This window comes from Psychromarinibacter sediminicola, from assembly GCF_029168335.1.
In the GTDB taxonomy this organism is placed as follows: Bacteria; Pseudomonadota; Alphaproteobacteria; order Rhodobacterales; family Rhodobacteraceae; genus Psychromarinibacter; species Psychromarinibacter sediminicola.
Map to the genome: position 1 here is coordinate 26,745 of NZ_JARGYC010000016.1, position 21,864 is coordinate 48,608.

Annotated in this window: 21 protein-coding genes; 7 read left to right on the top strand and 14 right to left on the bottom strand. The window is 70.2% G+C overall.

Annotated elements, in window-relative coordinates; genetic code table 11:
* Positions 1–126 precede the first annotated feature (126 nt).
* Genes P1J78_RS07960 through P1J78_RS07975 form a run of 4 tightly spaced genes read right to left on the bottom strand, consistent with a single transcriptional unit; the run spans position 127 to position 5,119 of the window.
* A complete protein-coding gene (locus P1J78_RS07960; RefSeq protein ID WP_275566806.1) occupies positions 127–1,872 on the bottom strand; it encodes a hydantoinase B/oxoprolinase family protein in 1,746 nt (581 codons plus the stop codon).
* Positions 1,869–2,267: a DUF1801 domain-containing protein gene (locus P1J78_RS07965; protein WP_275566807.1), complete on the bottom strand. Its 399-nt coding sequence runs from the start codon at positions 2,265–2,267 to the stop codon at positions 1,869–1,871. Before P1J78_RS07965 ends, P1J78_RS07960 begins: the two co-directional genes overlap by 4 nt.
* Positions 2,264–4,312, bottom strand: a complete 2,049-nt coding sequence (locus tag P1J78_RS07970; protein ID WP_275566808.1) for a hydantoinase/oxoprolinase family protein — start codon at positions 4,310–4,312, stop codon at positions 2,264–2,266. Before P1J78_RS07970 ends, P1J78_RS07965 begins: the two co-directional genes overlap by 4 nt.
* 54 nt (positions 4,313–4,366) lie before the next feature.
* Positions 4,367–5,119 carry a copper chaperone PCu(A)C domain-containing protein gene (locus P1J78_RS07975; protein ID WP_275566809.1) on the bottom strand — a complete coding sequence of 251 codons (753 nt, stop codon included), beginning with the start codon at positions 5,117–5,119 and terminating at the stop codon, positions 4,367–4,369.
* A 29-nt stretch (positions 5,120–5,148) separates the two neighbouring features.
* Here P1J78_RS07975 and P1J78_RS07980 point away from each other — a divergent pair, with 29 nt between their 5' ends.
* Together P1J78_RS07980 and P1J78_RS07985 are read left to right on the top strand one after the other, a co-directional pair.
* On the top strand, positions 5,149–6,543 hold the full coding sequence (locus tag P1J78_RS07980; protein WP_275566810.1) for a phosphatidylglycerol lysyltransferase domain-containing protein: 1,395 nt from the start codon (positions 5,149–5,151) through the stop codon (positions 6,541–6,543).
* Between the two features lie 258 nt (positions 6,544–6,801).
* On the top strand, positions 6,802–8,079 hold the full coding sequence (locus P1J78_RS07985) for an ABC transporter substrate-binding protein (RefSeq protein WP_275566811.1): 1,278 nt from the start codon (positions 6,802–6,804) through the stop codon (positions 8,077–8,079).
* A gap of 63 nt (positions 8,080–8,142) precedes the next feature.
* Here the strand turns inward: P1J78_RS07985 and P1J78_RS07990 are convergent, their stop codons facing one another.
* From P1J78_RS07990 to P1J78_RS08000, 3 genes are read right to left on the bottom strand one after another with little or no spacing between them, the layout of a single operon-like run.
* A complete protein-coding gene (locus P1J78_RS07990) occupies positions 8,143–8,790 on the bottom strand; it encodes an RluA family pseudouridine synthase (RefSeq protein ID WP_275566812.1) in 648 nt (215 codons plus the stop codon).
* 37 nt (positions 8,791–8,827) lie between these two features.
* Complete coding sequence (msrC, locus tag P1J78_RS07995; RefSeq protein WP_275566813.1) at positions 8,828–9,274, bottom strand: free L-methionine (R)-S-oxide reductase MsrC; 447 nt, start codon at positions 9,272–9,274, stop codon at positions 8,828–8,830.
* 28 nt (positions 9,275–9,302) lie between these two features.
* The gene (locus P1J78_RS08000; RefSeq protein WP_275566814.1) at positions 9,303–10,481 is read right to left on the bottom strand and encodes a thiolase family protein; all 1,179 of its coding nucleotides are present in this window, start codon (positions 10,479–10,481) and stop codon (positions 9,303–9,305) included.
* 96 nt (positions 10,482–10,577) lie between these two features.
* Here P1J78_RS08000 and P1J78_RS08005 point away from each other — a divergent pair, with 96 nt between their 5' ends.
* The 4 genes from P1J78_RS08005 (at position 10,578) to P1J78_RS08020 (ending at position 13,628) form a co-directional block, all read left to right on the top strand.
* Positions 10,578–10,922, top strand: a complete 345-nt coding sequence (locus P1J78_RS08005) for an STAS domain-containing protein (RefSeq protein ID WP_275566815.1) — start codon at positions 10,578–10,580, stop codon at positions 10,920–10,922.
* Positions 10,912–11,388: an ATP-binding protein gene (locus P1J78_RS08010; protein WP_275566816.1), complete on the top strand. Its 477-nt coding sequence runs from the start codon at positions 10,912–10,914 to the stop codon at positions 11,386–11,388. The genes P1J78_RS08005 and P1J78_RS08010 overlap by 11 nt, the downstream gene beginning before the upstream one ends.
* 253 nt (positions 11,389–11,641) lie before the next feature.
* Positions 11,642–13,225, top strand: a complete 1,584-nt coding sequence (locus tag P1J78_RS08015) for a gamma-glutamyltransferase family protein (RefSeq protein WP_275566817.1) — start codon at positions 11,642–11,644, stop codon at positions 13,223–13,225.
* 10 nt (positions 13,226–13,235) lie between these two features.
* A complete protein-coding gene (locus tag P1J78_RS08020) occupies positions 13,236–13,628 on the top strand; it encodes a rhodanese-like domain-containing protein (RefSeq protein ID WP_275566818.1) in 393 nt (130 codons plus the stop codon).
* 24 nt (positions 13,629–13,652) lie between these two features.
* On the opposite strand, the gene hspQ is transcribed toward P1J78_RS08020, so the two are convergent.
* Positions 13,653–13,979 carry a heat shock protein HspQ gene (gene hspQ, locus P1J78_RS08025; protein WP_275566853.1) on the bottom strand — a complete coding sequence of 109 codons (327 nt, stop codon included), beginning with the start codon at positions 13,977–13,979 and terminating at the stop codon, positions 13,653–13,655.
* Positions 13,980–14,204: 225 nt separating this feature from the next.
* Here hspQ and P1J78_RS08030 point away from each other — a divergent pair, with 225 nt between their 5' ends.
* Complete coding sequence (locus P1J78_RS08030; RefSeq protein ID WP_275566819.1) at positions 14,205–14,786, top strand: transglycosylase SLT domain-containing protein; 582 nt, start codon at positions 14,205–14,207, stop codon at positions 14,784–14,786.
* Positions 14,787–14,823: 37 nt separating this feature from the next.
* On the opposite strand, the gene P1J78_RS08035 is transcribed toward P1J78_RS08030, so the two are convergent.
* From P1J78_RS08035 to P1J78_RS08060, 6 genes are all read right to left on the bottom strand, one after another.
* Positions 14,824–15,426 carry a LolA family protein gene (locus tag P1J78_RS08035; protein ID WP_275566820.1) on the bottom strand — a complete coding sequence of 201 codons (603 nt, stop codon included), beginning with the start codon at positions 15,424–15,426 and terminating at the stop codon, positions 14,824–14,826.
* Between the two features lie 91 nt (positions 15,427–15,517).
* Positions 15,518–15,817, bottom strand: coding sequence for a CcdB family protein (locus P1J78_RS08040; RefSeq protein WP_275566821.1), 300 nt, complete (start codon positions 15,815–15,817; stop codon positions 15,518–15,520).
* A gap of 2 nt (positions 15,818–15,819) precedes the next feature.
* The gene (locus P1J78_RS08045; RefSeq protein WP_309568119.1) at positions 15,820–16,071 is read right to left on the bottom strand and encodes a type II toxin-antitoxin system CcdA family antitoxin; all 252 of its coding nucleotides are present in this window, start codon (positions 16,069–16,071) and stop codon (positions 15,820–15,822) included.
* A gap of 95 nt (positions 16,072–16,166) precedes the next feature.
* Positions 16,167–19,163 carry a DNA translocase FtsK gene (locus tag P1J78_RS08050; RefSeq protein ID WP_275566823.1) on the bottom strand — a complete coding sequence of 999 codons (2,997 nt, stop codon included), beginning with the start codon at positions 19,161–19,163 and terminating at the stop codon, positions 16,167–16,169.
* A gap of 14 nt (positions 19,164–19,177) precedes the next feature.
* Positions 19,178–20,362 carry an aminotransferase class I/II-fold pyridoxal phosphate-dependent enzyme gene (locus P1J78_RS08055; protein WP_275566824.1) on the bottom strand — a complete coding sequence of 395 codons (1,185 nt, stop codon included), beginning with the start codon at positions 20,360–20,362 and terminating at the stop codon, positions 19,178–19,180.
* 126 nt (positions 20,363–20,488) lie between these two features.
* A complete protein-coding gene (locus tag P1J78_RS08060; RefSeq protein WP_275566825.1) occupies positions 20,489–21,820 on the bottom strand; it encodes an amidase in 1,332 nt (443 codons plus the stop codon).
* Positions 21,821–21,864: the final 44 nt, after the last annotated feature.

Genomic DNA, 21,864 nt, shown 5'->3' on the forward strand with positions numbered 1-21,864 from the left:
GGCGCGCATCACCCGGTCTACTCCCTCGAACCAATAAGCCGCCATCCCTTCACATGGGTACTCGCTTCCCTGTGGACAGTCTATTGCGACTCCGCCGTGCATTGACAAGGGTGGCGTAAGCTCTTCTTATAATTGAATGTTGTTAGTGCGGCAGTTTTGCGTCGCCCGCAGGTCCGGCGCGCCCTCCGTGTCCAGCACGACGCCGAACAGCGTCTTCGCCTGCGCCGCCGTGTAGTATCCCAACGCCACGTCGCGGGCGACCGCATCGGGGTCGCGGGTCAGCGGGTCGCCATAGCCGCCGCCGCCCGGCGTGCGGACATGGACGCGGTCGCCGGGCGACAGCGGGATGTCCTGCTCCTTCGACAGGTGCGGCGGTTCGTGCGCGGTGCCGCCGCGCCAAACGGTCACCGTGTTGGGCGCCCCGTCGCCGCCACTCAGCGCGCCCTGCGGGCCGGTGCGGCCGTGGTCCATGACGAAGCTCGCGCGCGCCTCGCCGCGGCGCAGTTCGACGAGATAGTCGAGCCCGAAGCCGCCGCGGTGGCGTCCCGCGCCGCCCGAGCCCTCGTGCAGGCGGTAGTGGTGGTAGAGCACCGGGAACGCCTGTTCCATGATCTCGACCGGCGGCGCCTTGGAGATGCCGATGGTCGAGCAGCCGTTCGACAGCCCGTCGGTGTCGGCATTGCCGCCATAGCCGCCGCCGGAGAGCTGGTACATGACATAGCCCCGCCCTTTCGCCGGGTCGTGGCCGCCGAGGGCGAAGTTGCCGGAGGTGCCGGCGGGGGCCGCGGTGACCCGGTCGGGCAGCGCCGGGGCGAGGGCGGCGAAGACGGCCTCGGCGATGCGCTGCGACACCTCGGCGGCGCAGCCGGAGACCGGGCGGGGATACTGCGCGTCGAGGAAGGTGGCCTCGATCCCGGTGACGTGCAGCGGCTCGAAGGCGCCGGCGGAGATCGGCACCTCGGGGAAGATGTGGCGCATGGCGAGGTAGACCGACGACAGCGTCGTGGCGCGCACCGAGTTCATCGGGCCGAGGCAGGGCGGGCTTGAGCCCGCGAAGTCGAAGCGCAGGTCTTCGCCGTGTTTAGAGACGCTCAGGCGGATGGCGAGCGGTTCGTTGACGACCCCGTCGCTGTCGATCCAGGCGGTGCTGTCATAGGTGCCGTCGGGGATGTCGGCGATAAAGGCGCGCATCTGTTGCGCCGCCCGGGTGCGAAGCTCGGCGATGGCCTCGGTCACCGTGTCGTCGCCGTAGCGGTCCATGAGCGCGGTCAGGCGGTCCTCGCCCACCATCAGCGCGGCCGCCTGCGCCTTGACATCGCCGATGCGCTGGTCGGCGACGCGGATGTTGGAGCAGATGATCTGGTAGATCTCGGGGTCCATCTCGCCGCGCTTGAAGAGTTTCACCGGGGGCAGGCGCAGGCCTTCCTGCTCGACGGCGGTGGCCGAGGCCGAGAAGCCGCCGGGCACGGCGCCGCCGGTGTCGGGCCAGTGGCCGGTATTGGACAGCCAGCAATAGAGCCTGCCATGCCGGTAGAACGGCCGGGCGAAGCGCACGTCCATCAGGTGGGTGCCGCCGAGATAGGGGTCGTTGACAATATAGATGTCGTCGGGCTCCGGCGCGGCGGTAAGGCCGGCGGCGATACGCTCGGTCAGGATGCGGGTGGATTCCTGCATGGTGCCGACGAAGACCGGCAGGCCGCCGGCGCCTTGCGCGATCAGCGCGCCGTCGGTGGCGTAGATGCCGTCGGAACGGTCGTTCGCCTCGGCGATGACGGGCGAAAAGGCGGCGCGGGAGAAGCTGAGATCCATCTCGTCGCAGACCTGCTGCAGGCCGGACTGGATGACCGAGAGGGTGATGGGGTCGAGGGTCATATGCGTCTCTTGCCCCGGTGATAGGTGAGCGCGCGGGAGAGGCAGAGGGAGAGGGCCTGTTCGTCGGGGTCGTAGGGCAGGAGGAGGGCGCGGTTGCCGGAGTATTGGAAGACATCGGGGAGGTCGGTGCGGAAGCTGTCGACCAGCGTGGTCTGGCAGTTGAAGAGGACGGCCGGGGCGCCCGAGACGAGACCGAGGCGGATCGTGGTGCCGGATTTCGTCCGTTCCGTCAGGTAGGCCGGCTCGCCCCATTTCAGGGTCTCGGTGAGCGGGCCGGTCCCCGTCTCTTCGGCCAGCGCGAAGATCAGCGCGCGAGCGCGGTCGAGCCGGGCGTGGGCCGTGTCGGGGAAGGCGGCGAAGGCGGCGGCGACCGCGTCGGGCATCCGCGGGCTCATCGGGCGACCTCCAGGATCAGGTTGCCGTGCGGGTCGGCCGTGGCCGTGTCGCCCGGTTCGATCAGGAGCGTGGTGTCCATCTGCTCGACGACCGCCGGGCCGGTGATCCGCGCCTCGGGCGGCAGGTGCTCGCGCCGGTAGACGGGGGTGTCCTGCGGGCCGCTGTCGAAGGTGACGGGGCGGGTGGCGACGCGGGCGGCGTCCAGCGTGACGCGGCGGGCGGACGGATCGAGCAGGGTCGACAGGTCGACGGGCGGGCGCGTGCCGATGACCGAGCTGTTGGCATTGACGACGCTGGCACGGATCTCGTCGAGAGCGACGCGAAAGCGGGCGAAATAGACCCTTTCGAACGCCGTTTGCAGCGCCTCGCGCGTGATCTGCGGGTCGGGGACGGGCACGCGGATCAGGTGGGTCTGGCCGATGAACTGCATGTCGACGGAATGCACGCGGCGCAGGTCGGCGAGGCGCAGGGTCTCGGCGTTGATCGCGGCCGCGCCCTCGGCGGCCTGCTCGTCGAAGACGGCGCGGAGGTCGGCCATGTCGAGCTGGTCGAGCGGCGTGTTGATCGTGCGCACGTAGTCGTGGCGCAGGTCGGCGACGACGCAGCCGATGGCGTTGGTGATGCCCGGGCGCGGCGGGACCAGGACGCGGGGGATGCCGAGTTCGCGGGCCAGCGCGGCGGCGTGAAGCGGGCCGGCGCCGCCGAAGGCGAAGAGCGCGAAGTCGCGGGGGTCGGCGCCGAGCGAGAGCGAGACCATGCGGATCGCCCCGGCCATGCGCGTGTTGGCGACGCGGATCACGGCGGCGGCGGCGTCCTCCGGCGACAGGCCCAGCGGCGTGCCGAGGCGGTCGGCGAAGATCCGGCGGATGTCGTCCAGCGACACGCCGCCCGTGACGTTGATGCGGGCGGGGTCGAGGCGGCCGAGCAGGAGGTTGGCATCCGAGATCGTGGGGTCGGTGCCGCCGAGGCCATAGCAGATCGGCCCCGGGTCGGCGCCGGCGCTTTGCGGGCCGACCTCCAGCAGCCCGGCGGCGTTGACGCGGGCGATGGAGCCGCCGCCGGCGCCGACGGAGCGCACGTCGACCATCGGCACGTGGATCGGCATGGCGTATTCGATCTCGGTCTCGTTGGAGACCTGCGGCTCGGCGTTCCGGATCAGCGCCACATCGGTCGAGGTGCCGCCCATGTCGTAGGTGATCAGGTTCTCCATCCCCGCCACCCGCCCGGTATAGGCGGCGGCCATGACGCCGGAGGCGGGGCCGGACATCACCGTCTTGGCGGCCTCGTCGGCGACGGTGCGCGACGAGACCATGCCGCCATTGCCGTTCATCACCAGGAGGTCGCCGGCATAGCCGCCCTCGGCCAGTTCCGTCTCTAGCCTGCGGATATAGCGCGCCAGCAGCGGCTGGACCGAGGCGTTGACGGCGGCGGTGACGCCGCGCTCGAACTCGCGGCTTTCCGACAGGAGCGCATGGCCGAGTGTGATGTGATCGTTGGGCCAGAGGGCGCGCAGGATCTCGGCGGCGCGCAGCTCGTGGGCGGGGTTGGCGTAGGCGTGGAGGAAGTGGACGACGAGTGCCTCGCAACCCTGCGCGAGCAGGGTTTCGGCGGCGGCGCGCAGGGCGGGCTCGTCCAGCGGGGTGACAACGGCGCCGGCGGCGTCCATGCGTTCGGGCACTTCGCGCCGCAGGTCGCGGGGGATGATGGGGCGGAAGGCGCCCTTCATGCTGTAGGGCTGCGGCCGGGTGCGGCGGCCGAGTTCGAGGACGTCGCGGAAGCCTGCGGTGGTGATCAGGCCGGTGCGGGCGAGCTTGCGCTCTAGCACCGCGTTGGTCGTGGTGGTGGTGCCGTGGACGATGAGCGACAGCGCGGCGAGATCGGTTTCGGCCGCAGACAGCGCGTTCAGCACGCCGAACGCCTGGTTGTCGGGGGTGGAGGCGACCTTGGCCAGCCGGACGGCGCCGGTGGCGGGGTCGATCTGCACGAGGTCGGTAAAGGTGCCGCCCACGTCGACGCCCGCGACCTGTCCCGCTGCCTTGTCCATCCGGTCCCTCGCCCTGCCCTCGCGGGTCGAGTGAAGGCGCGGGCGGCGGCGGTGTCAATCCACGGTGATCTGGGCCGAGGCGGCGATGACCTCTCCGTTCACCTCGTAGGCGCGGTGGTCGTTGGTGTTGAGCGCGACGCGCACCTCGTAGCTGCCGGGCGGCAGCGCGCCGATGCGGTAGCTGGGGCCGTAGAGGCGCGAGAGCTTCAGCCCGTCGAGATAGAGATGCGCGTGGCCGTGGCCGGGCTCGTGCGGGCCGTCGACGGCGGCCTCGTCGAAGGCGATGTTGTCGGTGTCCAGGGTAACGCGCCAGCCGTCGCCCTCGGGCGTGACGGTCATCGACAGCGACGGGACCGGCTCGCCCTCGGGCACCGCGTAGGGTGTGGTGCCGTGCGACTCTCCCATGCCCTCGACGATGCGGGCGCGGGTGGAGACGGCGCCCGCCTGGGCGAAGCGCAGGGTCACGGGGATCAGCCGGCCGGGCGCGGTGCCGCCCTCCAGCCCGGTGAGCATGCCGTGGGCGCCGTCGACGGCCAGCTTCGGCGAGGCGCCGGCGGGGATCGCGAGGCCCTCGGAGAACAGCGCGCCGGCGAGGATCAGCTGGCCCTCGGCGGCGGTGGAGATCTCCACCAGCCGGTCCGGCGGGCCGGCGTTGTCGATGGTCAGCGCCAGCGCGAGGCCGTCGCCATGCGGCTCCAGCGTGGCGTCGCGCAGGGCGATGTCGGGGCTGCGCAGGGCGACATACCAGACCGCCGCACCGGCCAGGCCGAGAAGGATTGCCGCACCCAGGATCCAAAGGGGTTTCACGCCGCCCTCCGCCGCGTAACATCCGCGCCATGAAAGCTAACCTTCTTCCCGGCGCCTGCAAAGCCTTCGTTCTCCTGCTCGCCGCGGTCGTGCCGGGGCGGGCGCTGGCCCATGCCTCGGAACAGGGGCTGGTGCTGCTCCTGCCGACGGATCTCTACACCGGCGCCGGCGTGGCGGCGGTGGCGGCAACGGTGGTTCTGCTGGCGCTGTTGCCCGCCGGCTGGGCGGCGCGGCTGTTCGCGTCGGTGGCCGTTCTGCGGTGGCGGGCCGAGGGGGCGCGGGTCGTCGCAAGCTGCCTGTCCTTCCTGTTGCTGGCGGCGCTTGTGGTGGCGGGGCTCGCGGGGCCGCGCGACCCGCTGGCGAACCCGCTGCCGCTGGTGGTCTGGACCGTCTTCTGGGTCGGGCTCGTCGTGGCGCAGGGCCTGCTGGGCAACCTCTGGGCCTGGCTGAACCCGTGGAGCGGGCCGCTGGCCGTGCTGCGGCGCCTCGCCGGCGGATGGCGGGTGCGGCGGTTGCGGAGCGGGGTGTGGCCGGGCGTGGCGACCTTCCTCGCCTTCGCCGGCTTCCTGCTGGCCGACCCGGCGCCGGCGGACCCGGACCGGCTGGCCGTGGCGGTGGCGCTTTACTGGCTGTTCACCTTCGGCATGGCACTGGTCTTCGGCCCGCGCTGGCTGCGCCGGGGCGAGGGGCTGTCGATGGCGCTGGCGGCCTATGCGCGGGTGGGCGTCTTCGGCCGCCGCGGCGGGCGGCTGCGGATCGGGGTGCCGGGCTGGCAGATCCTGCGCGGGCGGGCGGCGCCGGGAATGGCGCTCCTGTCGGTGCTGATCCTCGGCACCGGCAGCTTCGACGGCGTCAACGAGACCTTCTGGTGGCTGGGCGTGCTGGGCCTGAACCCGTTCGAGTTTCCCGGCCGCTCCGCCATCGTCTGGCCGACGCTGGCGGGGATGGTCGTGGCGAACCTGGCGCTGGTTGCGGTGCTGAGCGGCTGCATCTGGGCCGGGCTGCGGCTGGTGCGGAGCGGGATGCGCCTGTCCCGGGCCTTCGCGCTGTTCGCGCCGTCGGTGGTGCCGATCGCGCTGGGCTATCACGTGGCACATTACCTGACGAGCTTCATGGTGGACGGGCAGTACGCGCTGGTGGCGCTGAGCGATCCGTTCCTGACCGGGGCGGATCTGCTGGGGCTGGGCGAGTTCTATGTCACCACCGGGTTCTTCAACACCACCGGCACGGTGCAGGTGATCTACCTGGTGCAGGCAGGCGCGGTCGTGGTCGGGCACGTCCTGGCGGTGCTGCTGGCCCATGCGCTGGCGGTGAAGGCGGTGGGCGACGGCCGGCGCGCGGCGCTGAGCCAGGCGCCGCTGGCGCTGTTCATGATCGGCTACACGCTGTTCGGGCTGTGGCTGCTGGCCTCGCCGCGGTTCTGAGGGACGTTTCGGATCGCTGCGCGATCCGACCGAGGTGGGGGGCCAGCCCCCGCCGTCCATCGTGCTCGCACCGATGGCGCACAATGAACGGCCCCCCGGGATATTTCCGACCAGAAGAAGCATGGGGGCGCGTCTCGGGCGGGTGGCGCCGCGGCGGATGCGCAAAGAAATCCGTGGACAGTGCGGGGGTTGCTTTGCACACTCGGGACACAAACGGCGGACCGGGGTCCGCGCAGGCAGAACCGGGGGGTTCAGGAGATGACCAGCAACACCACGCGCCGCGGGGCGCTGAAGACGCTTGCCGCCGGGGGCGGCGCCGCGGCGACGCTGCCGCTCTGGGCTCGCTACACCCACGCGCAGAGCGCCGAGCCGATCCGCATCGGGTTCCAGGTGCACCGCACCGGGATCGGGGCGGCCTATGGCCGCTGGTACGACCGGACGACGCAGGCGGCCGCGACGCTGATCAACGAGGCGGGCGGAATCAACGGCCGCCCGGTGGAGATCGTCGCCGAGGACGACGGCACCGATCCGCGCCGGGGCGCCGAGGTGGTGGAGAAGTTCGCCAACCAACACAACTGCGACATCGGCTTCGGGACGCTGTTTTCCCACGTCGTCATGGGCTCCGCCCCGCGCGCGGGCGAGCTGCAGCTGCCGTATTTCGTGGTGTCGGAGGGGCATCACGTGGCCTCGGGCGCGCTGAACCGCTGGACGCTGCAGCCCGGCATCACCGACGTGAAGAGCCAGGTGATGTCGATGGCGCCCTGGGTGCTGGGGAATCTCGGCAAGAAGGTCACGATGGTGTTTCCGGACTATGCGTTCGGCCACGACCACCGCGACTTCTTCTCGGCCGCGGTCGAGGCGAATGGCGGCGAGATCGTGGGGCTGGTGCCGATCCCGCCGACCGAGACCTCGTTCACCCGCTATTTCCCGCAGATCCCGCGCGAGACCGAAGTCTTGTATCACGTGATGGTCGGTCCCGCCGTGCTGACCTTCGTGAAGGAGCTGGGCGAGTTCTTCGGGCCGTCGGCGCCGGCGATCTTCGGGTTCATCGACTCGCTGGAGGCCGTGGCGCTGGATTCGCCGGGGCTGGACTTCCTGAACGACACCTATTTCTGGGAGGGGATGCCGCGCTATGCGCAGGCGGACCAGTCGGAGTACGACGCCTTCTACCGCGAGAAGGTGGGCGTCGACGACACCGGCTCTTCGGTCAGCGACCCGTCCGACGTGTCGACCTATGCCCACATGTTCGGCTGCTGGGAGACGCTCTACGTCATCAAGGACGCCATGGAGGCGGCCGGGTATTCGGGACCGCAGGACCGCCAGCTTCTGGTCGAGGCCGTGGAGGCGATGACCGAGTTTCCGCAGTCGCGCGAGCATCCGCAGGGGCCGAAGCGGTTCAACGGCAAGACCCACCAGGTGTTCGGCCAGCAATATATCAGCCGGGTCAACGACGGGCGGCTGGACGTGGTGCACACGACGTCGATCGAGGACACGATGTATCCCGACGAGGTGGACTACACCACGACGTCCTTCTGAGCCGCTGCGCCGCCGCGCCGTCGCAGGCGCGCGGGCGGCCGGGGGTCCGACACGGGCGCCCGGTCAGAACGGCACCTTCGCCTTGTAGGTCACGCCGGCGCCGCCATCGGGATGCCTAAGCCGCAGGCTCTCGGAGTGCAGCATCAGCCGGGGCCAGTCGCGCGCCGCGCCCTCGGCGTAGAACGGGTCGCCCAGGATCGGGTGCCCGAGTTCCTTCATATGCACCCGTAACTGGTGGCTCCGCCCCGTCTTCGGCATCAATCGCACCCGCGTGGTCCCGTCCTCCACCCGCATGACGCGCCAGTCCGTCTGGGCCGGCTTGCCCCGCGCGTGATCCACCATCTGTCGCGGCCGGTTCGGCCAGTCCACGATCAGCGGCAGGTCCACGGTGCCCTTCGCCGGGGTCAGCGCGCCCCAGACCCGCGCCACGTAGGTCTTCTTCGCCTGCCGCTTCTCGAATTGCAGGCCGAGGTGCCGCTGCGCCGGCTGCGTCAGAGCAAAGACCATGACGCCGGAGGTGTCGCGGTCCAGCCGGTGGACCAGCAGCGCCTCGGGGAAGGCCGCCTGCACCCGGGCCAGCAGGCAGTCGGCCAGATGCGCGCCCTTGCCGGGCACCGACAGCAGGCCCGCGGGCTTGTCGACCACCAGGATCTCGTGATCCGCGTGGAGGACCTCCAGCGGCACGTCGGGCGGGGCATAGTCCGCGCTCATGCCGCCCCGGCCCGGCTCGGGGATGCCGAGGGGCCCGTCACCGCGCGAAGACGGCGTCCAGGATCGCCGCCAGCTCTTGCGCGTCGGTCTCGTCGAAGGCGTCCGGCCGGTCGCTGTCGATGTCCCGGACCGCGATCAGGTCGCCCGCCCGGTTCCGCACCGGCAGCACGATCTCGGACCGGGTGGAGGCGGCGCAGGCGATATGGCCGGGAAAGGCCGCCACGTCCGGCACCAGCTGCACCTCGCCCGTCCGCGCCGCGGCGCCGCAGACCCCGCGGTCGAACGGGATGACGAGACAGCCATGCCCGCCCTGGTACGGCCCGATCTTCAGAAGCCCGGGCGCGGTGACCCGGTAGAACCCGGTCCAGTCGAACCGGTCGTCGGCATGGTGCAGCTCGCAGGCCACGGTCGCCATCAGCGCGATCTCGTCGGTCTCGCCGGCGGTCAGACTGGCGATGGTCCGGGCGAGGGCGGGGTAGTCCATGCGTGGCTCCGTGGATCGGGCAGGGCGCTCAGGGGCGCTCGATGGCGATGGCCGTGCCCTCGCCGCCGCCGATGCAGATCGCGGCCACCCCGCGCTTCAGGTTCCGCCGCTCCAGCGCGTTCAGCAGGGTCGTCACGATCCGCGCGCCCGAGGCGCCGATGGGATGGCCCAGCGCGCAGGCGCCGCCGTTGACGTTCACCTGCGCGTGGTCGAGCGCGAGTTCCTTCATGAACACCATCGGTACGACGGCGAAGGCCTCGTTGACCTCCCACAGATCGACGTCGTCGGTCTTCCAGCTGATCGTCTCCAGCAGCTTCCGCGCCGCCGGGATCGGCGCCGTGGTAAACCAGCCCGGTTCCTGCGCGTGGCCGGCATGGCCGACGATCCGGGCGCGGACGGTCAGGCCCTGCGCTGCGGCGGCCTCCTCCGAGGCCAGCACCAGCGCCGCCGCGCCGTCGGAGATCGACGAGGAATTCGCCGGCGTCACGGTGCCGTCCTTGCGGAAGGCGGGCTTCAGATGCGGGATCTTGTCCGGCTGAGCCTTGCCCGGCTGTTCGTCGGTCGCGACATAGACCTCGCCGCGGCGGGTGGTGACGGTGACGCAGGCGATCTCGTCGTCGAAGGCGCCGCTTTCCTGCGCCTCCAGCGCGCGCGACAGCGAGGCCAGCGCATACTCGTCCTGCGCCTCGCGGGTCAGCTGGAATTTCTCGGCGCAGTCCTCGGCGAAGGTGCCCATCAGGCGGCCCTTGTCATAGGCGTCCTCCAGCCCGTCCAGGAACATGTGGTCGATGGTCTGCCCGTGCCCGATCCGTGCGCCGCCGCGCATCTGCGGCAACAGGTAGGGGGCGTTGGTCATGCTCTCCATCCCGCCCGCGACGAGAATGTCGGCGCGGCCCAGCGCGATCTGGTCGGCGCCGAGCATCGCCGCCTTCATCCCCGAGCCGCACATCTTGTTCAGCGTCGTCGCCGGGACGTCCTCGCCCAGGCCCGCGGCAAAGCCCGCCTGCCGGGCCGGCGCCTGGCCCTGGCCGGCGGGCAGCACGCAGCCCATGACCACCTCGGCCACGGCGTCGGCCTCTGCGCCGGCCCCGTCCAGCGCCGCGCGGATCGCCGCGCCGCCCAGCTCGGGGGCCGTCAGCGGCGCCAGCGCGCCCTGGAATCCGCCCATCGGGGTCCGTGCCGCCCCGGCGATCACGACGTCCTTCATGCCTTGGTCCTCCAACCGAGTCTCCGCATCGCTGCATACCGAATGGTAACGATTGCCGTCTAGGGTCGCCGTCGCGTCCGGACGAAGGAGAGCGTGATGCGGCTTGAAACGGAAACCGTGGGCGGGACGCGGCTGATCCGGGTCTGCGAGCCGCGAATCGACGCGGCCTCGGCCGTCGAATTCAAGGATGCGTTCCGCGACTGCGCCGCGGATGCGCCGGGGCGGGTGGTCCTGGACCTCGGCCAGGTCGAGTTTCTGGATTCCAGCGGCCTCGGCGCCGTCGTCGCGGCAATGAAACTGCTGGCGCCGGACCGCCGGCTCGACCTCGCGGCGCCGCGCGGCAAGGTCGAGAAAGTGTTCCGCCTGACCCGGATGGATACCGTCTTCGTCATCCACCCCGATGTCGCCACGGCGATGGACGCAACGGCCGATGCCCCCTGAGGCGGAGGCGTCGACCTGCGGCGACACGCGCCCGGGCCCGCGGCTCCGGCGCACCCGGCTGAAGCCCTGCGCGCGCGACGTGCGGCGCATCCTTGCCGACCTCTGCGCCGACTGGCGGGGACAGGGCGTGCCCGATGCGCTGATCGACCGGGCCGAACTGGTGCTGGCGGAGGCGCTGAACAACGTGGTCGAACACGCTCAGCGGGACCGCCCCGACGGCACGATCGAACTGCACTCCGAGACGCGCGACGACGGGCTCGACCTGTGGCTCTTCGACGACGGTGCGCCGATGCCCGGCGATACCGTTCCGCAGGGCGACCTGCCGGACACGGCATCGCGCGCGGCCCGGACGCCCGAGGGTGGATTCGGCTGGTACCTGATCCGCAGCCTGGCCGACGACCTGACATATGCGCGGCTGCCCGGGGGCAATCTGCTCCGAATGCGCCTGCGCGAACCCGGCAGGTGATCCGCCCCGCCTGCGGCGCCCGCGTGGCGGCGGGGCGCATCTGTCACGAAAACACCCAGCCATGGTCTTATCCGCGCCGCGCGCCGGGGCGACAACACAGGTGTAGCTGCATGGCTTCACCCGGCGCCGCGTCGATTTTTGCCCCCACCCAGCACGTGGCGCCGGGTTTGCACCTCCCCCGAGAATACGGCTTTCCGGTTTTCCCCGGCCGCGTTGCCCCTTAGGCTGCAGCGGACACGAACAGGGAGGTTCCATGCGCCGGTTCCAGACGCCCGGCCGGTCGCCGGTCTTCGCCGAAAACGGCATCTGCGCCACCTCGCACCCGCTGGCGGCCAAGGTCGCCGTCGCGATGCTGGAGCAGGGCGGCAATGCCGTGGATGCGGCGCTGGCGGGGTCCGCCGTTCTGGGCATCGCCGAGCCGCAGATGACCGGCCTCGGCGGCGACTGCTTCGCACTGATCAAGGCGCCCGGCGACACCCGGATCGTGGCGCTGAACGGCTCCGGCCGCGCGCCGGCGGGGCTGTCGGCGCAGGACCTGCGCGCCGCCGGTCACCGCACGATGCCGCTGAACGGCGTCGCCGCCGTCACCGTGCCCGGGGCCGTCGATGCCTTCTGCCGGCTGTCCGGCGACTACGGCCTGAAGGGGCTGGACGACGTCCTGGCCCCCGCGATCCACTATGCCGAGGCCGGCGTGCCGGTCGCCCCGCGCGTGGCCGCCGACTGGGCCGAGGCCAAGGGCTGGCTGCAGGGCGTCGCCCGCGACTACTACCTGCACGATCGCCGCCCGCCGCGCGCCGGCACCCTGTTCCGCCACCCCCGCCAGGCCGAGGTGCTGCGCCGGATCGCCGCCGAGGGGCGCGCCGGCTTCTACGAGGGCGAGGTGGCCGAGGACATGGTCGCCTCGCTCCGCGCGCTGGGCGGCACGCACACGGCCGAGGATTTCGCCGCCACCGCCAGCGCCTACGGCGAGCCGGTCTCGGGCGACTACCGCGGCATGGAACTGGTGGAGCATCCGCCGAACGGGCAGGGCGCCACCGCGATCCTGATGGCCAACATCCTGTCGCATTTCGACCTCGGGGTGCTGGACCCGTTCTGCGCCGACCGCGCGCATCTGGAGGTGGAGGCGGCGAAGCTCGCCTACGACGCGCGCAACCGCTTTCTGGCCGACCCGGACCACGTCACCCGGCTGGCCCACATGTTGGATCCGGCCACGGGCAAGGCGCTCGCCGGGCTGATCGACCGCAACCGCGCCGCGCCGAACCCCGCCGCGCTGGCCGAGGCGGTGCATCGCGACACGATCTACATCACCGTGATCGACCGCGACCGCATGGCCGTGTCGCTGATCTGTTCGATCTTCCACAGCTTCGGGTCGGGGCTGGCCAGCGACCGCTTCGGCATCCTGTTCCAGAACCGCGGCGCCGGCTTCACGCTGGAGGCGGGCCATCCGAACGAGGCCGGCGGCGGCAAGCGGCCGATGCACACGATCATCCCCGGCATGCTGCGCAAGGGCGGGCGGCTCGACACCGCGTTCGGCGTGATGGGCGGGCAGTACCAGCCCTGCGGCCATGTGCGGTTCATGTCCAACATGGTGGATTTCGGCATGGACCCGCAGACCGCCATCGACGGCCCGCGCCTGTTCCCCCAGCCGGGCGGGCCGCTGATGGTCGAGGACGGCTATTCCGACGCGGTGATGCAGAACCTGTCGAACCGCGGTCACGAGGTCGCCCGCCCGCCCTTCGGGCTCGGCGGCGCGCAGGCGATCCGCATCCACCACGACATCGGCGTGCTGGAGGGCGGCTCCGACCCCCGCAAGGACGGATGCGCGCTCGGCTATTGAGGAGATCGACATGCCCATCCGCCCCGTGACGGAACTGGTCGCCGAGGCCAAGACCCGCATCGCCAGCTTGACCCCGGACGAGGCGCGGGCGAAGGCCGAGGCGGGCGAGGCGCTGCTCGTCGACATCCGCGACATCCGCGAGCTGTCCCGCGCCGGCCGCATCCCCGGCGCCTTCCACGCCCCGCGGGGCATGCTGGAATTCTGGATCGACCCGGCCTCGCCCTATCACAAGGAACCGCTGGCCACCGACCGCACGCTGGTGCTGTTCTGCGCCAGCGCCTGGCGCTCGGCCCTGGCGGCGGACGCGCTGCAGCAGTTCGGGCACGACAACGTGGCCGAGATCGAGGGCGGCTTCACGGCGTGGAAGAAGCGCGGTCTGCCGGTCGAGACCGACGACCCGTAGGGCGGGGGATCCGCCCGCAACCGCCTAGTTCAACTGAACATGCAGCGGGTAGTGCCCGTCCTCGAAATCGCCGAACAGGTCCGGCAGGTCGGGGTGATCCACAGGCTCGCCGGAGTAATCCGCGACGAGGTTCTGTTCGGACACATAGGCGACGTAATAGCTGTTCTCGTTCTCCGCCAGCAGGTGGTAGAACGGCTGATCCTTGGACGGACGGCTGTCCTCGGGGATGGCCCGGTACCATTCCTCGGTGTTGGAAAACATGGCGTCCACGTCAAAGACGACCCCGCGAAATGGGTGTTTTTTGTGGCGAACCACCTGCCCGAGAGAGTATTTTGCGCGCGTTCTCAACATATTTTCGCCCCCGTTTCTCCATTTTCCTAGCGAATGGCGAAGGTCCTTGTCCATGCCGGGGGCCGGAATTTCCCAGAAACAGTGTGTGGAACCGCCTCCGACAGTGATTCGGCGCGGGCCGGCCGGCACAGCCTGCGCTTTTGTGATCCGGCTGTCTTGAAAATCCGTTTCGGGCCCGGTCAAAATTCGCTAGAAAGCGGTAACAACGAAAAAATCGAGGGGCAAATGGGCAGGACCCTCCGAGCGCTGATTCTGATGGTTCTCGTCGCGTCCTGCGGCGGGGGCGGCAGCGTGGCGCCGCCGCGCAACCTGGACAACGCCTGCGCGATGCTGCGCGAGCGTCCCGATTTCCGCCGCGCCTTCGAGCGGGCGGAACGTAAGTGGGGCGTGCCGCTGCACGTCATGATGTCCACCATTTACCACGAGTCCAAGTTCGAGGGCGACGCGCGCACACCGCTGCGCTTCGTGCTTGGCGTGATCCCGATGGGCCGGCAAAGCTCGGCCTACGGCTACAGCCAGGCGCTGGACGGCACCTGGGACGAATACCTCGCCGAAGAGGGCCGCCGCCGCGCCAAGCGCACCGATATCCGCGACGCGGCCGACTTCATCGGCTGGTACATGACCAATACCGAGAAGCGGCTGGGCATTTCCAAGCGCGACGCGCGCAATCAGTACCTCGCCTATCACGAGGGGCAGGCCGGCTATGCCCGGGAAAGCTATCGCGCCAAGCCGTGGCTTATGCGCTATGCCGACCGGGTGCAGGAGCGCGCGATCATGTACGAGGTGCAGCTGAACCGCTGCCGCTGAGGCGTGTCGCGGCCCGCCCTCCCGGACCGCGCGGGCGTTAGCGTCCGCGCCGCCGGATCTCCTGCGGGATGTTGAACAGCCCGGCGCGCAGCGAAGCGTCCGTCTGTAGGTCGTTCAGCGTCACCGTGGTGCGCGTGCCGTCTCCGCTGGTGATGATCCACTGCCGCAGCTCGACCGGCGGGCCGGTGAATTTCAGGCGGATATTGCCGTATTCCGGGTTCTCGGGATCCTGTGCCACGATCATGGTGGCCGTGCCGTCGTATTCGAAGGCCGTCACCATGTTCTCGCGCTGCAGGTTCACGTCGCGCTTCAGGATCAGGTTCAGCGGCGTGCGGCTCAACGGGTACTGCTCGGGCGGCTGGTTCGACTTGGGATCGAAGATCGCCACCTGCCCGCCGCCGGCCATCACCAGCGCGTCGTTGGGCGGGTCGTATTCGAACCGGATGCGCCCGGGCCGGCGGATATAGATCGTCCCGGTCGAGATCGAGCCGTCGTTGTTGATCTGCGTGAACCGCCCCTGCGCCGTGTCGATCGAGTTCAGGTAGCGGGTAATCTGGTTCAGGTTCAGCGCCTCGGGAAAGGCGGGCTGCACCATGGCCGCCAGCATCAGCGGCAGAAGGAGTAAGCGAACGAGTTTCATGCCGCGCATTTAACCATGTCGCAGCGCGTTTGCACCCGCTTTGGCTTTCACGTTGCAGAGATTGGCCGACAGCGGCGCGGTCGGGCGTCGCTCAGATTCCGGACAGCAGGGCATCGACGGCACGTACGATCTCGTCGTGCATCTGGGCGAGCGATCCCACGCGCTCTCCGAGTTCCGCCAGCGCCAGCGTCGCGGCCAATTGCGGCATGACGAGGTAGGGCGCCTCGCCCAATGTGACCGCGGGATTGAGCGACGTCATGACCCGGTCGACAGACCCGGCGGGAACGAGCGGCGCAACGACACGTGTCTGCAACCGGTCAAGAAGGTCGCTTTGAAGGATGACGACAAGGTCTCCGCCGTCCACCCGGTAAAGGTCGAACTGCGACGCCAAGCTCAGAATTTGCGGAAGCGGCTCAGGAGCACGCCGTTCGCTTCGACGAAAGCGTTGTAATCGTCGATCGCGCCGGCGTTTTCCTCTTTCCAGACCCTGGCCCGCTCCGCCCGGATTGCAGAGACCAGCCCGCCCTCTGCGGCCTGCGAGATATTGATGCCGAGCCGCCTGGCCTCGTCCAGAACGTCGCCATCCAGCGTCATGCTCGTGGACCTGCGTGTCCGGTGCGTCATCGCGCCCCTACCTCCGATCATACCCCAAATAGTACCGCATTGGCGCCATGAAAGCCATCCCGACGAAAAAGCCCCCGCGCAAGGCAGGGGCCTTTCACACCGGGACGTTTCCGATCCTACTGCTGTTCCGGCACCAGGATCTCCCGCTTGCCGACATGGTTCGACGCCGAGACCAGCCCCTCTTCCTCCATCTGCTCCACCAGCCGCGCGGCCTTGTTGTAGCCGATGGCCAGCTTGCGCTGGATGTAGGAGGTGGAGCACTTGCGGTCCTTGATGACGATGGCAACCGCCTGATCGTAGAGCGCATCCTCGCCGTCGGTATTGCCGCCCAGGCCCAGCACCAGGTCGATGTCGCTCTCCTTTTCCTCGTCCGGCCCGTCCACGACGCCGCCGACGTAGTCCGGCGGGCCGTAGGCCTTGAGGTAGTTGACGATCTCCTCGACCTCCTCGTCCGACACGAAGGGCCCGTGAACCCGGGTGATCCGCGCGCCGCCGGCCATGTAGAGCATGTCGCCCATGCCCAGAAGCTGCTCGGCGCCCTGCTCGCCCAGGATCGTCCGCGAGTCGACCTTCGACGTGACCTGGAAGGAAATCCGCGTGGGGAAGTTCGCCTTGATCGTGCCGGTGATGACGTCGACCGAGGGCCGCTGCGTCGCCATGATCAGGTGGATACCGCTGGCCCGCGCCATCTGCGCCAGACGCTGGATGCAGGCCTCGATCTCCTTGCCGGCGACCATCATCAGGTCGGCCATCTCGTCCACGATCACGACGATATAGGGCAGCTTCTCGGGCTGGAACTCCTCGGTCTCGAAGACCGGCTCGCCGGTGTCGTCGTCAAAGCCCGTCTGCACCGTCCGGCTGAACATCTCGCCGCGGCTCAGCGCGTCGTCCACGCGGCCGTTGTAGCCCTCGATGTTGCGCACGCCCATCTTGGACATCTTGCGATAGCGCTCCTCCATCTCGGCCACGACCCATTTCAGCGCCACGACGGCCTTCTTCGGGTCGGTGACGACCGGGGACAGCAGGTGCGGGATGCCGTCATAGACCGACAGTTCCAGCATCTTCGGGTCGATCATGATCAGCCGGCACTCCTCCGGTGTCAGCCGGTACAGGAGCGACAGGATCATCGTGTTGATCGCGACGGATTTACCGGAGCCGGTGGTCCCCGCGATCAGCAGGTGAGGCATCTTGGCCAGGTTCGCGACGACCGAGTCGCCGCCGATATCCTTGCCCAGCGCCAGCGGCAGCTTCTGGTTGGTGTCGCCGAAGTCGCGCGCCGACAGGATCTCGCGCAGCAGCACCTTCTCGCGGTTGGCGTTCGGCAATTCGATCCCGATGACCGACCGCCCCGGCACGGTGGAGACGCGCGCCGACAGCGCCGACATCGACCGCGCGATATCGTCGGCCAGCCCGATGACACGGCTCGCTTTCAGGCCCGGCGCCGGCTCCAGCTCGTACATGGTGACGACGGGGCCGGGGCGGACCGCGACGATCTCGCCCTTCACGCCGTAGTCGTCCAGCACCGTCTCCAGCATCCGCGCGTTCTGCTCCAGCGCCTCGTCGGACAGGTGATGCCGGGTGATCTCGGCCGGGTTGGTCAGAAGCGACAGCGGCGGGTGTTCGAACGCCTCCGCCGGCTCCTCGAACTGCAATTGCGGCTGTGCCTCGGCCTGCGCCTGGCGCGAGGGCGCGGTGGGTTTGCGCGGGGCGTGCTGGACCACGGCGCGCGGCTCGGGCTCCGGCGGGCGGTGCGGCGCCGGGATGGCGGAGCGGTCGACCCGCTCGCTCTGCATCTCGGGCTCGGCCTGCGTCGCGTGATAGGCGGCCCAGGACTCGTCTTCCGTGTCCTCGGCGGGCTGCGGCGCGGAGGGCCGCACCGGCGTCGTCACCGGCGGCTCCTGCAGATGCGCCTGATGCGCGGTCAGCGGCGGCTCGGCGGGCATCCCGCCCTCGGCCGCCGCCGGGTTGTTCAGCAGCATCGGCTTCGGCCCGTGGCCCCGGCCGCGCGTCAGCGACGGCTCAGGCTGGCTGGTGTGCCGCCCGGAGACCTGACGCACGCGCGCCTTCACCGCGCTGGAGATCTTCGCCTTGATCCGGTCGCCGTTTTCCGCGTCGAACGGCTCCAGCTCGGGCGTGTCGTCGGTTTCCACCAGTTCCGGCTCGGGCAGGTCCTCGGTCTCGCGCTTCATCAGCCCCGGCAGGCGCAGGCGCAGGCCGGCCTTCTGCGACGCCTCCGGCGCGGGTTCGGGATGCGGTGCCTCCTCGACGAACGCCTCCGCCGGCCGCCGCGCCACCAGCGGCCGCGCCGCGCGGGTCATCCGCGGGGCGACCTCCATCTCGGCGGCCATCGCCTGTTCCTCCGCGGCGGCCTGTTCGGCGGCCAGCCGGCGGCGCTCCGCCCGCTCGGCCCGCGCCGCCTTCAGCGCCGCGGTTCCGCGCATCGCGCCCGTGACGGCGCCGGTCGCCCCGCGGCCGAGCAGCGACAGAAGGCTGGCATAGGCCAGCACGAAGCCCACGCCCATGAACTTCGCCAGCCCGCGCAGCTCCGCCACGGTGAAGCCCAGAACGAACAGGGCCATGCCCACGGTCCCCAGCGCGAAGACCAGCGCCAGCACCTTCAGCCCGAAGGTCGCGGTGATCGGCACCACGCCCAGCACCGCGCCGAGCACCGTGTCGCCGAACAGCCCGCCCAGGCCGAAGGCATGCGTCCAGACGCTCGACGGCACGTGGGTCGAGGCATAGACCGAGGCCAGCGCGATGGCGATCGGGGCAAAGATCACCCGGCTCAGCGCCTGGTCGGATCCCTTGTGCAGCAAAAACCGCACGCCCCAGCCGAAGAACACCAGCGGAAAGCCCCAGGCGCCGAAGCCCACGATGATGAACAGCGGCGACGCGATCGAGGCGCCGAACCGGCCCAGCAGGTTCCGCGCCGGCTCGTCGGTCGCCGACATCCACGACGGGTCGTCCGGCACGTAGGAAAACAGGATCATCCCCGTCAGCACGCCCAGCACCACCAGCGTGACGCCCAGAAGCTCCTTGCTGCGCCGCTCCAGCACCGCCTGGGTCTTGCTGTCGAAAAGACGCTCGCGCTGTCTGACCTGATAAGATGCCATGTTACTCTTGTTCCTCACCCGTATAAGCAGTCGCGGAGCTGTGTAAGCCCGCGCCGCGTGTCCTCGAACGGGGCCACCAGTGCGGCCCGAATATACCCCGCGCCCGGGTTGCCGTCTCCGGTGTCGCGGCCGAGATAGGCGCCGGGCAGCACCCGCACGCCGGTCTCGGTCCAGAGCTTCAACGCCGCCTCCTCGCTGTCGGCCACCGGCAGCCACAGGAAGAACCCGGCCTCTGGCGGCAGATAGCCGGGGATGTCGCCGAAGATCTCGTCTGCGAGCCTGTATTTCTCCTGATAGAGCGCGCGGTTCTCCGCGACATGCGCCTCGTCGGCCCAGAGCCGCTCGGCCACCCGCTGCAGCGGCAGGGGCAGGGGGGCGCCGGCATAGGCCCGCAGCGTCTTGATCCGCGCGATGCTCTCCGGTCCGCCGGCCACGAAGCCCGACCGCAGGCCCGGCAGGTTCGACCGTTTCGACAGCGAATGAAAGATCACGACCCGCTCCGGCGAGGCGCCCATCTCGTAGGCGACCTGCATCGCGCCGACCGGCGGGTCGTCGCGGTACAGCTCGCTATAGCATTCGTCGGCGAAGACGGTGAAATCGTGCTGCTCGGCCAGTTCGATCAGCTCCGCCCAGTACGGGCGCCCGGCGACCACGCCCTGCGGGTTCGCGGGCGAGCAGAGATAGACGATCTCGGCGCGTTCCAGCACCTCCGCCGGCAGCGCGGCGAAATCCGGCAGGAACCCGGTCTCGCGCGTGGCGGGGACATAGATGGGCTCGGCCCCGACGGCCAGCGCGGCGACGGCATAGACCTGGTAGAACGGGTTCGGCATCAGCACCGCCGGCTCCCGCCCGCCGCGCGTCACCTCGGGGCACAGCGCCATGCAGGCGTTGAACAGCCCCTCGCGCGTGCCGTTCAGCGCCATGATCTGCCGGTCCAACGCCACGGGCACCCCGTAACGCCGCCCGATCCATCCGGTGATCGCGTTCAGAAGCTCCGGCGAGCCGTCGTTCGGCGGATAGCGCCCGAACTCGTCGAGATGGCTCGCAATGACCTGCCCGATCCAGTCCGGGAACGGGTGCCGCGGCTCGCCCAGCGACATCAGAATCGGCTCGCCGCCGGGCGCATAGTCGTCCAGCAGCGTCCGCAGACGCGGAAATGCGTATTCTGGCAGGTTCGAAAACCGCTCCGGGAACGTCATTGCTGCTCTTGTGCCTCAGGTCCGGGGTCGTTGCCGCCCCGTTTTGCCCTTGAAGGTAACGGGCGGGGCGGGACCGGTCCAGAAAGCCAAGCGTTTTTGCGACCTTGCCGCGGCGAGTTGTGGCTTTTAGGCCAGCGCCGCCTCGGCCGCCGCACCGATGCGCAGCAGCCGTTCCTCCTGCCCCGGCGGGGCCATGAACAGCACGCCGGCCGAGGGCAGCCCGGTGGGCAGCGTCAGCCCGCAGAGATCCAGCAGATTGCCGATCCGGGTATGCGACAGGGTCAGCAGGTTCTCGGTGACATAGTAGCTGTGGTCCTCCATCAGACGCGCCGCATTCGGGGGCATGTTGGGGGTCGTCGGGATGATGACCGCATCATATTGCGCCGCCTCACGCGCCCAGCCGGCCCGATAGCGGCGCAGGTCGCGCCAGGCAGCCACGAAATCCGCGCCGCCGAACGCCGCCCCGCCGCGAAACCGCTCCAGGATCATCGGGAACATCTTGTCCGGCGCCGCCTCGATCGTCTCTTTCCAGGTGCCGTAGGCTTCGGTCGCGTAGAGAACCGGCGAGAGCTTCAGCATTTCGGCGACCAGCGGAATCTCGCGCCATTCGATTTCCGCGCCGGCGGCCTGCAGCCGGTCGATGGCGCTCTCGAATCCGGCGCGCGGTTCGTCGCGAAGTGCGTCCATCGTGCCCGTGGTCAGGACCATCAGGCGCGTGCCCCGGAACGCCGCGCCGCGCAGGTCCGGCGCCCTGCCGCCCTCCAGCGCCGCCAGCAGCAGCGCCGCGTCCTCGACCGAGCGGCACAGCGGCCCGGCGGTGTCGAAGCTCTCGCACAGCGGCAGCGCCCCCGCCAGCGACAGCCGCCCGTGCGAGCTTTTCAGCCCGACGAGGTCGTTCCACGCCGCCGGCACCCGCACCGACCCCCCGGTATCCGAGCCGATCCCCGCCGCCGCCAGCCCGAAGGCCACCGAGGCCGCCGCGCCGGAGGAGGAGCCGCCCGGCACCGCCTCGGGGTCGTTCGCGTTGGGCGGCGTCGCGGTGACCGGGTTCAGCCCCAGCCCGGAAAACGCCAGCTCCGACAGATGCGTCTTGCCCAAACAGACCAGCCCCGCCGCCGTCGCGTTCGCCAGGAGCCGCGCGTCGCGCTCCGGCACCCGGCCTTTCAGCAGCGCGGAGCCGCCCTCGGTCGCCACGCCGGCGCTGTCGTAAAGGTCCTTCCAGGAGATCGGCACCCCGTCCAGCGGCGACCGGCGCAGGCCCGCCCGCGCCCGCTCGGCCGCCGCCTTCGCCTCGGCGCGGGCGCGGTCCGGCGTCGTGCGCGCATAGATGCGGGCGCTATCGGCATGGCCGTCGATCGCGGCGAGGTAGGTATCGGTCAGCGCGACGGGGTCGATCCGGCCCGCCCCGATCCCGCGGCCGAGTTCCGCCGCCGTCTGCCACAGCCAGTCCTCGGACATGCGCGCCTCCGATTTCGCAACGCCACGCTAGCGGCAGCAAGGCG

What these genes read in the sequence shown, in the direction of transcription:
- P1J78_RS07960 (WP_275566806.1), bottom strand. Translation starts at nt 1,872, where the DNA reads ATGACCCTCGACCCCATCACCCTCTCGGTCATCCAGTCCGGCCTGCAG.
- P1J78_RS07965 (WP_275566807.1), bottom strand. Translation starts at nt 2,267, where the DNA reads ATGAGCCCGCGGATGCCCGACGCGGTCGCCGCCGCCTTCGCCGCCTTC.
- P1J78_RS07970 (WP_275566808.1), bottom strand. Translation starts at nt 4,312, where the DNA reads ATGGACAAGGCAGCGGGACAGGTCGCGGGCGTCGACGTGGGCGGCACC.
- P1J78_RS07980 (WP_275566810.1), top strand. Translation starts at nt 5,149, where the DNA reads ATGAAAGCTAACCTTCTTCCCGGCGCCTGCAAAGCCTTCGTTCTCCTG.
- P1J78_RS07985 (WP_275566811.1), top strand. Translation starts at nt 6,802, where the DNA reads ATGACCAGCAACACCACGCGCCGCGGGGCGCTGAAGACGCTTGCCGCC.
- P1J78_RS07990 (WP_275566812.1), bottom strand. Translation starts at nt 8,790, where the DNA reads ATGAGCGCGGACTATGCCCCGCCCGACGTGCCGCTGGAGGTCCTCCAC.
- msrC (WP_275566813.1), bottom strand. Translation starts at nt 9,274, where the DNA reads ATGGACTACCCCGCCCTCGCCCGGACCATCGCCAGTCTGACCGCCGGC.
- P1J78_RS08000 (WP_275566814.1), bottom strand. Translation starts at nt 10,481, where the DNA reads ATGAAGGACGTCGTGATCGCCGGGGCGGCACGGACCCCGATGGGCGGA.
- P1J78_RS08005 (WP_275566815.1), top strand. Translation starts at nt 10,578, where the DNA reads ATGCGGCTTGAAACGGAAACCGTGGGCGGGACGCGGCTGATCCGGGTC.
- P1J78_RS08010 (WP_275566816.1), top strand. Translation starts at nt 10,912, where the DNA reads ATGCCCCCTGAGGCGGAGGCGTCGACCTGCGGCGACACGCGCCCGGGC.
- P1J78_RS08015 (WP_275566817.1), top strand. Translation starts at nt 11,642, where the DNA reads ATGCGCCGGTTCCAGACGCCCGGCCGGTCGCCGGTCTTCGCCGAAAAC.
- P1J78_RS08020 (WP_275566818.1), top strand. Translation starts at nt 13,236, where the DNA reads ATGCCCATCCGCCCCGTGACGGAACTGGTCGCCGAGGCCAAGACCCGC.
- hspQ (WP_275566853.1), bottom strand. Translation starts at nt 13,979, where the DNA reads ATGTTGAGAACGCGCGCAAAATACTCTCTCGGGCAGGTGGTTCGCCAC.
- P1J78_RS08030 (WP_275566819.1), top strand. Translation starts at nt 14,205, where the DNA reads ATGGGCAGGACCCTCCGAGCGCTGATTCTGATGGTTCTCGTCGCGTCC.
- P1J78_RS08035 (WP_275566820.1), bottom strand. Translation starts at nt 15,426, where the DNA reads ATGAAACTCGTTCGCTTACTCCTTCTGCCGCTGATGCTGGCGGCCATG.
- P1J78_RS08045 (WP_309568119.1), bottom strand. Translation starts at nt 16,071, where the DNA reads ATGATCGGAGGTAGGGGCGCGATGACGCACCGGACACGCAGGTCCACG.
- P1J78_RS08050 (WP_275566823.1), bottom strand. Translation starts at nt 19,163, where the DNA reads ATGGCATCTTATCAGGTCAGACAGCGCGAGCGTCTTTTCGACAGCAAG.
- P1J78_RS08055 (WP_275566824.1), bottom strand. Translation starts at nt 20,362, where the DNA reads ATGACGTTCCCGGAGCGGTTTTCGAACCTGCCAGAATACGCATTTCCG.
- P1J78_RS08060 (WP_275566825.1), bottom strand. Translation starts at nt 21,820, where the DNA reads ATGTCCGAGGACTGGCTGTGGCAGACGGCGGCGGAACTCGGCCGCGGG.